Source organism: Microbacterium sp. NPDC055665, assembly GCF_053618035.1.
In genome coordinates this window covers 90975-104875 of record NZ_JBSHGY010000003.1, presented here as the reverse complement: position 1 = coordinate 104875, position 13901 = coordinate 90975, and the positions used below count along the sequence as shown (strand labels likewise).

The following is a 13901-nucleotide window of genomic DNA, read 5'->3' as shown; positions in this document are numbered from 1 at the left end:
CGTGGCGAAGCTCTACTTCCGCTACGGCGCGATGAACTCGGGCAAGTCGACCTCTCTGCTGCAGGCCGCGTACAACTACGAGGAGCGCGGCCAGCACGTGCTCCTCGCGAAGCCCGCGATCGACACCAAGGGTGCCTCCGAGATCGAGAGCCGGCTCGGAGTCACCCGTCAGGTCGATTTCCTGATCGGCCCCGACGACGACGCCCGCGCGCTCTTCGCGGAGCACCGCGCGCGCATGCAGCATGCATCGGACGACGAGTTGCTCCCCGCGGGACCCGCAGATGTCGCGTGTCTCCTCATCGATGAGGCGCAGTTCCTCACGCCGGTTCAGGTCGACGATCTCTTCCGGATCGCGGTGGAGGACGGGATCCCGGTCATGGCGTACGGTATCCGCAACGACTTCCTCACCCACGCTTTTCCCGGATCCGCGCGGCTTCTCGCGATCGCGCACTCGCTGGAGGAGCTCAAGACGATCTGCCGCTGCGGGCGGAAAGCCGTGTTCAACGGCCGCGTCGTGGGCGGGCGCTTCGTGTTCGACGGTGACCAGGTCGCCATCGACGAGGGCGCCATCGGATCGCCCTCGCCGGAACTGACGACCTACGAGTCGCTGTGCGGCACCTGCTATCTCGAGGAGTCCGGCGGACGCCTGGGCTGAGTCCGCGTGCCCTCGCCCGAACGAGCCGCGCACTCGATTCCGTCGAGCCGCCCCCTTTCGCCCGAGCGGCCCCGTTTCGGACGCGCGCAAGGGGCTGGCTCGCACAGAAAAGGGCGGCTCGGCGGCGCAGGGCTCGGCGGCGCAGGCTCGAGCCCGTTTGCGTGGTCTGACCACACGCGCTAACCTGTGGTCAGACCACAGGAGGATCGATGAGCGACCAGCCGGCGCGCGCATGGCAGCTCGTGCTCGATCACATCGAGCGCGATCTGCTCGACGGTCGACTCGGTCCCGGTGACCGCCTGCCGTCGGAGCGGGATCTCGCGACCGAGCTCGGCGTCGGCAGGTCCAGCGTGCGCGAGGCCTTCCGTGTGCTCGAGGTGATGGGGCTCATCCGCACCGCCACCGGTTCCGGCCCGCAGTCGGGTGCCATCGTCATCGCCACCCCGACCGGCGGCATGTCGGCGCTGCTGAGACTGCAGGTGGCGGCTCAGGGCTTTCCGTTGGACGATGTCGTCCGCACACGTCTCGTCCTCGAGGATGCGGTCGTCAGCGCCATGGCCGCGTCGCCCGATCGCGACACCGCACGCGCTCATGAGCTGCTCGCCGCGATGGATGCCGACGGCCTTTCCGCCGAGGAGTTCCTCGCGCTCGACGCCCAGCTGCATCTCTCGCTCGCGGAAGCCAGCGGGAACACGGTGATTGCCGCGATGATGGCGGGCCTGCGTTCGTCGATCGAGTCGTACGTACAGACGGGAGCTGCGGCGATCCCGGACTGGGAGGCGATGGCGGTCAGGCTCCGCGCCGAGCACCACGCACTGGTCACCGCGATCGATGCCGCCGATGTCGAGGCTGCTCGAACCCTCGTCCGCACGCACATCACCGGCTATTACACATCCGCGGGACTCACCCGCGACATCCATCCCCAGAACTGAGAGGCACATCATGGTGCAGCGCCAGCTCCCGAATCCCGTCGAACTCCTCGACCTCATGAAGTTCAAGAAGCCGGAACTCGACGGTCGCAAGCGCCGCCTCGACGCCGCGCTGACCATCGATGATCTGCGTCTGATCGCCAAGCGGCGCACGCCCAAGGCGGCGTTCGACTATACCGATGGCGCGGCCGAGGGTGAGCTCTCCCTCACCCGTGCCCGCCAGGCCTTCCAGGACGTGGAGTTCCACCCCGGCATCCTGCGTCCGGCACCCGACGTCGACACGAGCACCGAGATCCTCGGTGGCCCGTCGGCGCTGCCGTTCGGCATCGCGCCCACCGGGTTCACGCGGCTGATGCAGACCGAGGGAGAGGTCGCCGGAGCCGGTGCTGCAGCCGCCGCCGGCATCCCGTTCACCCTCTCCACGCTGGGCACCACGTCGATCGAGGGCGTCAAGGCCGCCAACCCGCACGGCCGCAACTGGTTCCAGCTGTACGTGATGCGTGATCGCGAGATCTCCTACGAGCTCACCCGCCGCGCGGCCACGGCCGGCTTCGACACGCTGCAGTTCACCGTCGACACTCCCGTCGCCGGTGCTCGTCTGCGCGACAAGCGCAACGGCTTCAGCATCCCCCCGCAGCTCACGCTCGGCACGATCATCAACGCGATCCCGCGCCCGTGGTGGTGGTTCGACTTCCTCACGACGCCCAAGCTCGAGTTCGCGTCGCTGAGCACCACCGGCGGCACGGTCGGCGAGCTGCTGGATGCGGCCATGGATCCGACGATCAGCTACGACGATCTCGCCGTCATCCGCGACATCTGGCCCGGCAAGATCGTGATCAAGGGCGTGCAGAACGTCGAGGACTCCGTGCGCCTGCGCGATGCGGGCGTCGACGGCATCGTCCTGTCGAACCACGGCGGACGCCAGCTCGACCGCGCGCCCATCCCGTTCCACCTGCTGCCCGAGGTCCGTAGGGCCGTCGGCGACGACTTCACCGTCATGATCGACACCGGCATCATGAACGGCGCCGACATCGTTGCGGCCGTCGCACTCGGAGCCGACTTCACGCTCATCGGCCGTGCGTACCTCTACGGCCTGATGGCCGGTGGACGCCAGGGCGTCGACCGCACGATCGCCATCCTGCGCAGCGAGATCGAGCGCACGATGCGGCTGCTGGGTGTCTCCTCGCTGGCCGAGCTGGAGCCGGGCCACGTCACCCAGCTCACCCGTCTAATGCCGGTCGCCCGCGCGGGCGCCGAGGCGCACACGCGCTGATCGCCTCGGCCGTACCGTGGCCTCGCCGTCTCAGGACTGCGGGACCACGGCGCGGACGCGCGGCGGCCACAGGATGAGCATCGAGGTCGAGCGCTTGTACTCCGCGTAGGCCGGGTACTTGGATGCGGTGATCGACTCCGTGAAGATGGTCGAACCGATGAACAGCAGGGTCAACAGGGCAGGTCCGATGATCGTCGGGTTGAGCGCGCCGCCGACGAAGCCTGCACCGCCCGCGACCGCCGCGGTCGCGCCGAGCGCATAGAAGGCCCACCACTGCGCCTGCTCGAAGAAGAAGTTCGGGTGGCGGCTGAAGCGGAACAGCCCCGTCGTCAGGAAGCCCGGGGCGAGCGTGCCCCCTGCCTGCTTCTTGCGCTGGTGGAAGCGCCACTGCTGCTGGTCGGCCACGGTCTCGCCGACGAGGAACCCGAGGAACGCGGTGACGAAGAGTGCATCCCACCCGGTGAGGGCTGCGGGATGCTCCGCCGCGACCAGGGCGGGCAGCGTGATGAGCACGAGCAGCGTCATCTGGTAGCCGATGATGAACAGCACGTTGAAGCCCTGGAACTGCCACGGGCGCATGCGCCCGCGCAGGATCGCCCACCGGTAGTCCTCGACGCCGGTGTAGCCGCCCTTGCGCGCGAAGTTGAAGGTCAGGCGGGCGCCCCAGGCTGTCGCGAGAACGCCCATGAGTACGATGCGCACGGAGCCGTCGCCGTTCGCGAAGGCGCCGGCCACGAAGATCCACACGTAGGCCACGGGAACGATCGACCACGCCCGATCGACCCATGAGGTGTCGCGCGTGATCAGGGAGAGGATCCAGCACGCGACGCTGGCGGCCGCGGCGGTGATGATGACGATCAGCAGGGCATCCATGACGCCATGTTAGGACCAGAGCGCGACAGTGCGCCGCAGGACGCTTCCGACGTCAGAGCGTCAGCAGGAGTTCATCGAGCTTGTCCGCCGTGTCTTCCCACCCGTCGACGGCCACGGACGGCACGCCGATGGCAAGGACCGGGTAGTCGTTCCCGCTCTCGTCGAGGCGATCGCCGTAGAACAGCATCTGGGTGAGAGGGATGCCGGTGTGCTCGGCGAGCTGTCGCATCCCGAAGGCCTTGTCGATGCCGGCCCGGGTGATGTCGATGGACGTCGATCCGCCGGAGCGCACCTCGAGTCCGGGGAGTCGCGCGGCGACGGCGGCACGAAGAGCCGCGCGCTTGTCTCCCGTGGGGTCCCAGTCGTGCTTCGCTTCGCGCGGCGCGCGCTGCCCCAGCGCAGAGAACGTGATCTGCGAGCCGCGGTCTTCGAGGATCTCGCCCCAGGGCTCGGCTTCCCACAGTCCCAGGCGCTCGGCCTCTTCCCGCAGTGCCGTCAACGCGGCCTGCTTGTCCTCGTCGCTGAGGTCGTGCGCGTACACCGGAGAGAAGTCGGACCCGTCGTGGCGGAGGTAGCGCGTGCCACAGGTCGGGAGCAGGTGCAGGCGGGCGAGGTCGGCGGCATCCGCATCGCCGAGGCGCGCGAGGACCTGATTGCGGAACTGCTCTTCGTTGCCGCCGGAGATGATGGCGACGTCGACCGATCGCAGCAGGCTGCGCAGCAGCGACGCGATGCGCGGATCGATCAGGCCCTTGGATGGGGCGAGCGTGTCATCGAGGTCGAAGGCGACGAGTGTGGGCGCGGTCATGGTGTCTCCAGCCTAGAAGGTGGCCGCTGAGAGGATCGTGAAGCGAGCAGTAGCGTGCAGAGGACGGCGAACACGACGCCGACGAGCGCGCCGGTCGAGTTGGCCACGACGTCGGTCACCGTCGCTGCCCGGTGCGGGAGGGCGACACGCTGCGCGGTCTCGATGCCGAGCGAGAGCAACGGCCCGACCAGCAGAGCGAGCGGCCACACCCGGCGGGGGAGCAGGAGGAAGGCGAGGATGCCGACGGGCACGAACACCAGGATGTTCGCGATGATCTCGAGTCGGGTGAAGTCGAGCGAATCCCAACCGAGGCGGTGCGCGGCGCGGAGGGTCAGGTCGAGGAGATTGGGCATGACCTGTTCGATCCGCGACGGCGTGAGGGTCAGAGCCGCGAGTCCGAGCAGGAACGGGATGCCGAGAGCCGATGCCCACGCCCGGGTGAATCGGCGCGGCGGCGGAAGAAGAGACCCCATGCGTCCGTTCCCCCTTCGTGCGTGTTCCCCCTACAGAGAAGGCCGCCCCTGTGGGGGCGGCCTTCCGGTGTCACTGGTCGGGGTGACAGGATTTGAACCTGCGACCTCTTCGTCCCGAACGAAGCGCGCTACCAAGCTGCGCCACACCCCGTTTGCAACCCTCCGAGTCTACAGGGAAATGCTCCCTGCGCCGAATCGAGCCGGCGATCAGTCCCGCGCGGTGAGCGTGAGCAGCGTCGCCTCGGGGCGGCAGGCGAAGCGGACCGGCGCGTAGATCGAGTGTCCGCAGCCGGCGCTCACGTTGAGCGGCACCGTGTGGCCGTCGTGCGACCACGTGCTCAGTCCCTTGGCCTGCTTGAGGGGGATGTCGCAGTTGGCCACGAGGGCGCCGTAGCCGGGAAGGCACACCTGGCCGCCGTGCGTGTGACCGCCGAGGATCGCGTCCGCTCCGAGGCCGATGAATCCGTTGAGCACGCGCTGGTACGGCGCATGGGTCACGCCCAGCATCGGTGTGGAGGCGTCGCGCGGACCGAGCGAGCCGATGGCATCCGGCAGCACATCGAGGCGGTCCCAGTCGCGGTGAGCGTCGTTCACACCGAAGAGGTCGACCGTGGCGCCGGCGATGGTGAGCCGTGCCGCCGCGTTGTTCAGATCGGTCCATCCGAGCTCGTCGGTGAAGTACCGGTCCATGGCCGCGGTGTCGAGGTGCTCCGGCTCGGGCTGCTTCTTGGACGGCCCGAGGAAGTAGCGAAGGGGGTTGCGCGGAGAGGGAGCGGTCACGTCGTTCGACCCGTGCACGAAGACACCGGGGATGCCCGCGAGCGGGTCGAATGCGCGGCGGATGCCGTCCAGGCCGTTCTCATGCCCGAGGTTGTCGCCCGTGTTGACGACGAGGTCCGGCTTCAGCTCGGCGAGTGAGGCCAGCCAGTCCTGCTTGCGGTGCTGCCAGGGCGCCATGTGCGCGTCCGACACATGCAGGATGCGCAGGGGCGCCGAACCGGACGGGAGCGCGGCTGCCGTCGCCTCGCGCACCGTGAACAGGTAACGCTCGATGCCGATGCCCCAGACCGCTGCGGCAGCACCGACGGCCCCCACCGCGCCGAGCGCGATGAGGGCCGGGTGCGCGGCACCGCGAGCGTTTACTTGCACGTCACGGTGACGGCGGTGGACTTGCTGGTCGCCGTGCCGGGTGCCGGGTCCGTGGCGGACACGACGGCGGTCGGCGGGTTGCAGGAATTATCTATGGCGATCGACGTGAATCCCGCAGCGGTGAGCGCGGCCGACGCATCGGATCGCGACATGCCGACGAGTCCCGCGGGAACGGTCGTGCCCTGGCCGTTGCTGGGGGAGATCGTGATGGTCGTCCCCCCTGCGGTCTGCCCCTGCGGGTCCTGCGCGACGACGATGTTGGCGGGCTTGTCACTGTCGACGGCGGCGCCGACGGCCACGCCGAAGCCCTTGCTCTTGAGGGTCGACTCCGCCTCCTCCATCGTCATGCCGACGACGTTCGGGACGTCGACCAGCACCCGACGGGTGAGCTTGTCGTCGGGACGTGGGAAGTCGTCCCCGCCATACGCCGCGTTGGCGGCGGCCTGGGCGGCCTTCGCCAACGGGTAGCGCATGCCGTTGAGCTGGTAGTTCCCGGCCCATTTCTGGTAGATGTCCGACTGGCCCTTCCAGCGCCCTGCCCAGACCGCCGTAGCGACCTTGGTGCTGGACTCGATCATCATGGTGGACCAGCGGTCGTGCGTTCCGGTCTTGCCGATCAACGGGGTGCCGTCATACGGGTTCGCGTCGCGACCGGTGCCGCCGTCCATCACGCCCCTGAGAGCGTACGCGGCGGTGGCGGCGACCTCGGGGGAGATCACGCCGTCGGTGCACGAGGCCGCCGGAAGCTCGCGGTCCTTGCCGTCGGGGCCGACCACTCGGTCGATCGCGCGCGGGGTGCAGTACTTGCCGCCGCTCGCGACCGTGGCGTAGGCGTTCGCCATGGCGATGGGGGAGATGTTCTTCGGGCCGAGCACGTCGTACGGGACGTTCTCTTCGGTGACCTTCTTGCCGTTGGCGAGCGTGACGCCCATCCGATCCGCCACCTTGTTGATCTCGCAGATGTCGAGCTTCGATGCCATCGCGAAGTAGCCGCTGTTCAACGACTGTCGCGTGAAGTCCATGACGCTCGCGGTGTATCCGCCCCCTCCGCCGAAGTTGCCGATCTCCTTGGTGTTCGCGGTCTGCGGGCTCTCGCAGACGGGGATCTTCAGGTTCGTCTGCACGCGGCCGTTCAGTACCTCGTTGACCGAGTGGCCCTTCTCGAGCCAGTCGATCAGCGTGAAGAGTTTGTACACCGAGCCGACCTGGAAGCCGCCGGAGTTGCCGTGCTTCTGGTCGCCGGCGAAGACGAGCGAGGTCTTCGCGAGATCATCGGTGGTGGTCTCGTCGAACTGCGTGTTCTGCGTGATCGAGAGGATACGACCGGTACCGACCTCGATCGAGACGCCCGCAGCGCCGAAGTAGTCGTTGTCGTAGTTGGCCGGAACGATATCGCTCATCGCCTGCGTCGCCGGATTCTGAATGCGGTAGTCCAGCGAGGTGTAGATCTTCAGGCCGCCGCGGCGGAGCAGGTCGGCGCGCTCCTGGGGAGTCTTGCCGAAGGCTTCGTCGTCGAGCACGATCGATCGCACGTACTGGCAGAAGTACGCGTTGACGCCGGCCTTCGCACACCCCTGTGTGGGCGGGTTCAGCGTCGGCGTGATCTCGGATGCGTCCGCCTCGTCGTACTGCGCCTGGGTGATCTTGCCGTCGGCGAGCATGCGTCCGAGTACGTAGTGGCGACGGTCCTTCGTGAGCGAGTATCCGCTCTCGGCGGTGTTCACCGCTTCGCCGTCCTGGTTCGTCGTGGTGCCCTGCGGCATGTCGATGCGGTACGTGTTCGGGTTCTGCACGATGCCGGCCAGGGTCGCGGCCTGCGCGACCGTGAGCTTCGCGGCGGTCGTGTTGAAGTAGTACCGCGATGCGGCTTCGATGCCGTAGACCGTGCCACCGAAGTTCGCGATGTTCAGGTATCCGAGCAGGATGTCGTTCTTCGAGAAGTCCTTCTCGACCTGGATCGCGTAGCGCATCTCCTGCAGCTTGCGTTCGATGCCCTCATTGCCGCTGGCGTTGGTCGCGTCTTCGAAGCACTTGCGGAGATCGTCGGCGTAGGTCTCGGAGGCCCGGTCGACGTCCTGCTCGCACTCCTGGATCAGCACGTTCTTCACGTACTGCTGGCTGATCGTGGAAGCGCCGCGGCTGGAGGTGCCGCGCACGTTGTCGATGAGCGCCTTCACGGTCGCGCCGAGGTTGACGCCGCCGTGGCTGTAGAAGCTCTTGTCCTCACTGGAGAGGATGGCGTCGTACAGCACGGGGGACACCTGCTCGTACGTGACCGGGACGCGGTTCTGCTCGTAGAACGAGGCGAGCTCGACCGTTTTGCCGTCGGGGTCGGTCGCGTAGATGGTCGACTGCTCCATCGGCGTGCCCGGGTTGAGGTTCTCGGGCAGCTGATCGAAAAGAGTGAGTGCCTGGGTGCCGGCGAGACCGGTCATGGTGAGGACGGGCGTGACGCTGGCAGCGACCAGGAGGCCGGCGACGGCGCTCAAGCCGACGAGCCCGACGAGACCGCCGAGCACGCCTCTCACCGTGCGATTCTTTTGGGGCATACGCTTGATCGTAGGGGAGTTCCCTGAATACCACCTTTGACGAGCCGGCCCGCAACGACGGTGTCGCGCCCCGATCGACAGGAGTGCCATGACCAGGTGGGAGTACCTCACCACGCCGTTGCTGATCCACAACACGGCAGCCATCCTCAACAACTGGGGCAAGCAGGGCTGGGAGCTCGTGCAGGTCGTGCAGGGTCCCGAAGGAGGTCTCGTCGCCTACCTGAAGCGTCCGGTCACGTCGGATTCCTCGGCGAACGCCGGCCTCGCCGCCGCGGAGCAGGCGGCTCGTCAGTTCGAGGGAGGCCAGGCGTGAGCGTCGCCGCCCGCCTGGCTGAGCTCGGCATCGAGCTGCCCGCGGTCGCCGCACCCGTCGCGGCCTACGTTCCCGCGGTCGCGCACGGCGGCCTCGTCTACACCTCGGGTCAGCTCCCGTTCGTCGCCGGTGCGCTCCCCGCCGTGGGCAAGGTCGGAGACGCGATCTCGGCGGAGGACGCGAAGACCTACGCGCGCACCTGCGCTCTGAACGCCCTCGCCGCGGCGGCGGATGCCGTGGGCGGCGTCGACCGCATCGGCGGAGTGCTCCGCGTGGGCGGCTTCGTCGCCTCCGCCGAAGACTTCACGGGTCAGCCCGGCGTCATCAACGGCGCCAGCGAGGTCCTCGGCGAGATCTTCGGCGAGGCCGGGCGTCACGCCCGTGCGGCCGTGGGCGTCGCAGAGCTTCCCCTCGGCAGCCCGGTCGAGGTCGAGGTGACCTTCATCCTCGCCTGAGCATCCGGCCGTCCGGCACATCCGTGCCGTACAAGAGAGAACGCGCCTCCCCGGATCGGGAAGGCGCGTTCTTCGTACGCCGGGAGTGCTACTTCACCTGTGCCGAGATGATGCTCATGACCGCGGTGTCGGCCAGTGTCGTCGTGTCGCCGACCTCGCGGCCTTCGGCGACGTCGCGCAGGAGTCGCCGCATGATCTTGCCGGAGCGGGTCTTCGGCAGCTCGCCGACGATGTACACGTCGCGCGGGCGGGCGATCGCCCCGATCTGCTCGCCGACCCACAGGCGCAGCAGCTGGGCAAGGCCTGCCGGCTCGTGTTCGGCGAGGTAGCTCTCCTTGATGATGACGAAGGCCACGACCGCCTGGCCGGTGGTCTCATCCGATGCGCCGACCACGGCAGCTTCGGCGGTCGCCTCGTGCGCGACCAGCGACGACTCGATCTCGGCGGTGGAGAGACGGTGACCCGAGACGTTCATGACGTCGTCGACGCGGCCGAGCAGCCACAGGTCGCCGTCCTCGTCGAGGCGGGCGCCGTCGCCCGCGAAGTAGTAGCCCTGATCCTCGAACTTCTCCCAGTACGTCTCGCGGTAGCGCTCCGGATCGCCCCAGATGCCGCGCAGCATGCTCGGCCAGGGTTCGGTGATCACGAGCAGCCCGCCGTTGCCGTTGCCGACCTCGACGCCCTGCTCGTCGACGACGTCGATCGAGATGCCCGGCAGCGGAACCTGAGCCGATCCGGGCTTGGTCTCCGTGACGCCGGGGAGGGCGGAGACCATGATCGCTCCGGTCTCCGTCTGCCACCACGTGTCGACGATCGGGGTCTTGCCGGCGCCGATGACCTCGCGGTACCACATCCACGCCTCGGGGTTGATGGGCTCGCCCACCGAGCCGAGCAGTCGCAGCGACGACAGGTCGAACTTCTTCGGCACGCTGCGGCCGATCTTCATGAACGAGCGGATCGCCGTCGGCGCGGTGTAGAAGATCGAGACCTTGTACTTCTCGATGATCTCCCACCAACGGCCGGGGTGCGGTGCGTCGGGCGTGCCTTCGTAGAGCACCTGGGTGGCGCCGTTCGCGAGCGGACCGTAGGTGACGTAACTGTGCCCGGTGATCCAGCCGATGTCGGCCGTGCACCAGAAGACGTCGGTCTCCGGATGCAGGTCGAAGACGTACCTGTGCGAGTACGCGGCCTGGGTGAGGTAGCCGCCGGAGGTGTGGAGGATGCCCTTGGGCTTTCCGGTGGTCCCCGACGTGTAGAGGATGAAGAGCGGGTTCTCCGCGGGGAAGGCTTGCGCCGTGTGCTCGGCGGATGCCGCCGGAACCACGTCGTGCCACCAGAGGTCGCGTCCCTCGATCCAGTCCACCTCGTTCTCGCCGCGCCGGACCACGAGGACGTGCTCGACGGTCTGCTGCTCACCCTCGCCGCGATCGGCGAGGGCCTGGTCCACCGCCGGCTTCAACGCGGAGACGCGGCCCTTGCGATAACCGCCGTCTGCGGTGATGACGAGCTTCGCTCCGGCGTCGTCGATGCGCGAGCGGAGGCTGTCGGCGCTGAACCCGCCGAACACCACGGAGTGGATCGCACCGAGACGCGCGACCGCGAGCATCGAGGCGATCGCCTCCGGGATCATGGGCAGGTAGATCGCGACGCGGTCGCCCTGGCCGATGCCGAGCCCTTCGAGGACGTTGGCGACCCGCTTGACCTCTTCGGTCAGCTCGGCATACGTGATGCGCCGGGAATCCCCCGGCTCGCCCTCCCAGTGCAGGGCGACGCGGTCGCCGTTCCCGGCCTCGACGTGACGGTCGAGGCAGTTGTACGCGACGTTCAGCTCGCCGTCGTCGAACCACTTCGCGAACGGCGGGTTCGTCCAGTCGAGCACCTGCGTGAACGGCTTGTGCCAGTGCACCAGCTCGCGGGACTGCTCACCCCAGAACGCCTCGCGGTCGGTGGCGGCGCGCTCATAGAGCTCGGGCGATGAGATGGTCTGGGCGACGAATTCCTCCGACGGTGCGAACCGCCGGGTCTCGTCGAGAAGGTGGTCGATCTGGCTGCTCATCGGCAGACGCTCCTTTGCGGCATTCGGGTCGTTCGAGCCCGGCCGTGGGGGTGGACGGCCTGGTCAGGGCGAATCTATCCGCGCGGCCACACATCGCATACTGCCGAAAGTCGGTAGTCGCGTCGGTTTTGTCAGGACGGTTGCCTTGCGTACACTCGACGACAGCCGAAATCTCATTCCGGCCTTGGCATGCCCGATTCCCCCAATCGTGCATCGCCGTGGGCGGCATCTCATTCCCCCCGTGAGATGCCGCCCATTCCGTTGGGAGCGCTCCCGTTCTCGGTGCGTCGTGGCCCGTCCGTCTCCTGCACCGGCCGGTCACCGCGGAGCTTCTGCACAGCGTCCGAGGTTCGGTTGCGCATCCCCTCACTCCCGCCGTTCGTGCCGCCTACCTTCGCGGTATGTCCGATTCCTTCGTCATCCAACCCCGAGGCTCAGCCCCTCTCGCTGGTGCGACGGAGGCCGCTCCCGAACCGCTGCGGCTCGACCCCGCCTTCGGCCCGCTCCTCCCGCACATCGACGACGCCGTCACCGATGTCTTCGTCAACGGTGGGGGTGGCCTGTTCCTCGACCGAGGCAGCGGCGCCGAGCCGGTGAACGGATGGCGGGCGTCGGAGCGTGAGGTCCGAGACCTCGCCGTCGCGCTCGTCGGTCTCGGCGGACGCCATCTCGACGACCAGGCTCCGTGCGTCGACGTCCGTCTCGATTCCGGCATCCGCGTGCACGCCGTCCTCGCTCCGGTCTCGACGACCGGCACCGCGCTCTCCATCCGCATCCCTCGGGTGCGGGCAGCCGACCTCGAGGCGCTCGCCGCGCTCGGCTCCTTCGGTGCACGCCAGCGGGCCTGGCTCGTCGGCTTGGTGGCCGAGCGGGCGAACATCCTCATCACCGGCGGCACCGGCACGGGCAAGACGACGCTCCTGTCCGCGCTGCTCTCCGAGGTGTCCGAGACCGAACGGATCGTCACGATCGAAGACGTCGCCGAGCTTCGACCGCGCCACCCCCATCACGTCGCGCTCGAGGCGCGCCAGGCGAACGTCGAAGGAGCGGGAGGGATCACACTCGCTCGGCTGGTGAGGGAGTCTCTGCGCATGCGGCCCGACCGGCTGGTGGTCGGAGAATGCCGCGGGGAAGAGGTCCGCGAGCTGCTCACCGCGCTCAACACCGGGCACGACGGCGGTGCCGGCACGATGCACGCCAGCGGACTCCGCGATGTGCCCGCCCGGCTCGAGGCCCTCGGCGCGCTGGCCGGCATGGACGCGGTCGCCCTCGCGCGGCAGGCGGTGAGTGCTTTCACCGTGGTGCTGCATCTCGACCGTGCCCCCGGCGGCGTGCGTCGGATCCGTCAGGCAGGGCGACTCGTGATGGCGGGCGACCGGCTGGACATCGAGGAGGTGACACCGTGGTGATCCGGCGTCGTTCTGCCACGAGCGAGAGCGGGACGGGACCGAGCGACGCCGCGACCTCGGTGCAGACGTTGGCCGTGCTGCTGCAGGCAGGCGCTGTGCCGGTCGTCGCCTGGCGGCACCTCGCTGGCATCGGCGATCCCCACGCGGTGGCCGTGACCGACCGAGTCGAGGCGGGGGTGCCCCTTCTCGACGCCATCGAGGCCGAGGGTGGGGCCTGGGTCGACCTCGCAGCCGCGTGGGAGATCGCCACGACAGTCGGAGCCCCGCTCGCGGAGGTGCTCAGGATCATCGCCGAATCCCTTCGCGATGCCGCGTCCGCCGCTGACGACGTGCGCATCGCACTCGCCGAGCCTGCGGGAACGGCGCGTCTGCTGCTGTGGATGCCGCTCGCCGGACTCCTTCTCGGCTTCGCGCTCGGCTTCGACACACTCGGGGTCATCGTCGGCAACCCGGTGGGCGCCGCCTGCGTGGTGGCGGGCCTGCTGCTCGTGCTCGCGGCGCGGCTGTGGACCAGGCGGCTGCTCCAACGTGCTGCGCCCGAGCCTGGCACGCCCGGGATGCGGGCCGAACTGGTGGCCGTCGCGCTCGCCGGGGGCGCATCCATCGATCGTGCCCTCCGTCTGGTCGCCGAGAGCTCGGCCGGCGGCGGGGCCGAAGAGGGCATCCGGTCCGTGCTGGAGCTGTCCCGCGCAGCCGGCGTGCCCGCCGTGGAGCTTCTCCGGGCGTCCGCCGCGCAAGATCGGCATGCCGCGCGGGTGCACGGCCGACTGCGCGCGGCGAAGCTCTCGACGCAGCTGCTCATCCCGCTCGGCGTGTGCACCCTGCCCGCCTTCCTCCTGCTCGGCGTGGCACCGATGCTGCTCAGCGTCTTGGCCGCGACACCGCTGCCCCTGTGAGCGAACTCCCGGCACCTGCGGAGACCAGCCCACCGAGACGAAACCATCACACAGAGAAAGAGG

At 68.7% G+C, this 13901-nt stretch carries 13 protein-coding genes and 1 tRNA gene; 7 read left to right on the top strand and 7 right to left on the bottom strand.

The window, feature by feature from the left end:
* The first annotated feature begins 1 nt into the window (after nt 1).
* The 3 genes from ACWGO6_RS09755 (at nt 2) to ACWGO6_RS09745 (ending at nt 2857) form a co-directional block, all read left to right on the top strand.
* Entirely contained in the window at nt 2-655 is a 654-nt protein-coding gene (locus ACWGO6_RS09755; protein WP_136040637.1) for a thymidine kinase, read from the top strand.
* A 209-nt stretch (nt 656-864) separates the two neighbouring features.
* Nucleotides 865-1587: a FadR/GntR family transcriptional regulator gene (locus tag ACWGO6_RS09750; RefSeq protein ID WP_452326587.1), complete on the top strand. Its 723-nt coding sequence runs from the start codon at nt 865-867 to the stop codon at nt 1585-1587.
* Between the two features lie 10 nt (nt 1588-1597).
* On the top strand, nt 1598-2857 hold the full coding sequence (locus ACWGO6_RS09745; protein WP_452326586.1) for an alpha-hydroxy acid oxidase: 1260 nt from the start codon (nt 1598-1600) through the stop codon (nt 2855-2857).
* 30 nt (nt 2858-2887) lie between these two features.
* Here ACWGO6_RS09745 and ACWGO6_RS09740 read toward each other — a convergent pair whose 3' ends face one another.
* From ACWGO6_RS09740 to ACWGO6_RS09715, 6 genes are all read right to left on the bottom strand, one after another.
* On the bottom strand, nt 2888-3730 hold the full coding sequence (locus tag ACWGO6_RS09740) for a DUF1295 domain-containing protein (protein ID WP_452326585.1): 843 nt from the start codon (nt 3728-3730) through the stop codon (nt 2888-2890).
* Nucleotides 3731-3782: 52 nt separating this feature from the next.
* Nucleotides 3783-4538, bottom strand: coding sequence for an HAD-IIB family hydrolase (locus tag ACWGO6_RS09735; protein WP_452326584.1), 756 nt, complete (start codon nt 4536-4538; stop codon nt 3783-3785).
* Nucleotides 4535-5011 (bottom strand): VanZ family protein, encoded by a 477-nt coding sequence (locus ACWGO6_RS09730; RefSeq protein WP_452326583.1) that lies wholly within the window; start codon nt 5009-5011, stop codon nt 4535-4537. Before ACWGO6_RS09730 ends, ACWGO6_RS09735 begins: the two co-directional genes overlap by 4 nt.
* Before the next feature lie 74 nt (nt 5012-5085).
* Nucleotides 5086-5162 (bottom strand) — tRNA-Pro (locus ACWGO6_RS09725).
* A 56-nt stretch (nt 5163-5218) separates the two neighbouring features.
* Nucleotides 5219-6160 carry a metallophosphoesterase gene (locus ACWGO6_RS09720; protein WP_452326582.1) on the bottom strand — a complete coding sequence of 314 codons (942 nt, stop codon included), beginning with the start codon at nt 6158-6160 and terminating at the stop codon, nt 5219-5221.
* Complete coding sequence (locus tag ACWGO6_RS09715; protein ID WP_452326581.1) at nt 6151-8709, bottom strand: transglycosylase domain-containing protein; 2559 nt, start codon at nt 8707-8709, stop codon at nt 6151-6153. The genes ACWGO6_RS09720 and ACWGO6_RS09715 overlap by 10 nt, the downstream gene beginning before the upstream one ends.
* An 88-nt stretch (nt 8710-8797) precedes the next feature.
* Between ACWGO6_RS09715 and ACWGO6_RS09710 the strand changes: the two genes are divergently transcribed.
* Together ACWGO6_RS09710 and ACWGO6_RS09705 are read left to right on the top strand one after the other, a co-directional pair.
* Complete coding sequence (locus ACWGO6_RS09710; RefSeq protein ID WP_136040630.1) at nt 8798-9022, top strand: hypothetical protein; 225 nt, start codon at nt 8798-8800, stop codon at nt 9020-9022.
* Nucleotides 9019-9477 (top strand): RidA family protein, encoded by a 459-nt coding sequence (locus tag ACWGO6_RS09705; protein ID WP_136040629.1) that lies wholly within the window; start codon nt 9019-9021, stop codon nt 9475-9477. The genes ACWGO6_RS09710 and ACWGO6_RS09705 overlap by 4 nt, the downstream gene beginning before the upstream one ends.
* 88 nt (nt 9478-9565) lie before the next feature.
* On the opposite strand, the gene acs is transcribed toward ACWGO6_RS09705, so the two are convergent.
* Nucleotides 9566-11533 carry an acetate--CoA ligase gene (gene acs, locus ACWGO6_RS09700; RefSeq protein ID WP_452326580.1) on the bottom strand — a complete coding sequence of 656 codons (1968 nt, stop codon included), beginning with the start codon at nt 11531-11533 and terminating at the stop codon, nt 9566-9568.
* Nucleotides 11534-11934: 401 nt separating this feature from the next.
* Between acs and ACWGO6_RS09695 the strand changes: the two genes are divergently transcribed.
* Nucleotides 11935-12942, top strand: a complete 1008-nt coding sequence (locus tag ACWGO6_RS09695) for a TadA family conjugal transfer-associated ATPase (protein ID WP_452326579.1) — start codon at nt 11935-11937, stop codon at nt 12940-12942.
* Entirely contained in the window at nt 12936-13838 is a 903-nt protein-coding gene (locus tag ACWGO6_RS09690; protein ID WP_452326578.1) for a type II secretion system F family protein, read from the top strand. Before ACWGO6_RS09695 ends, ACWGO6_RS09690 begins: the two co-directional genes overlap by 7 nt.
* The last annotated feature ends 63 nt before the right edge of the window (nt 13839-13901 follow it).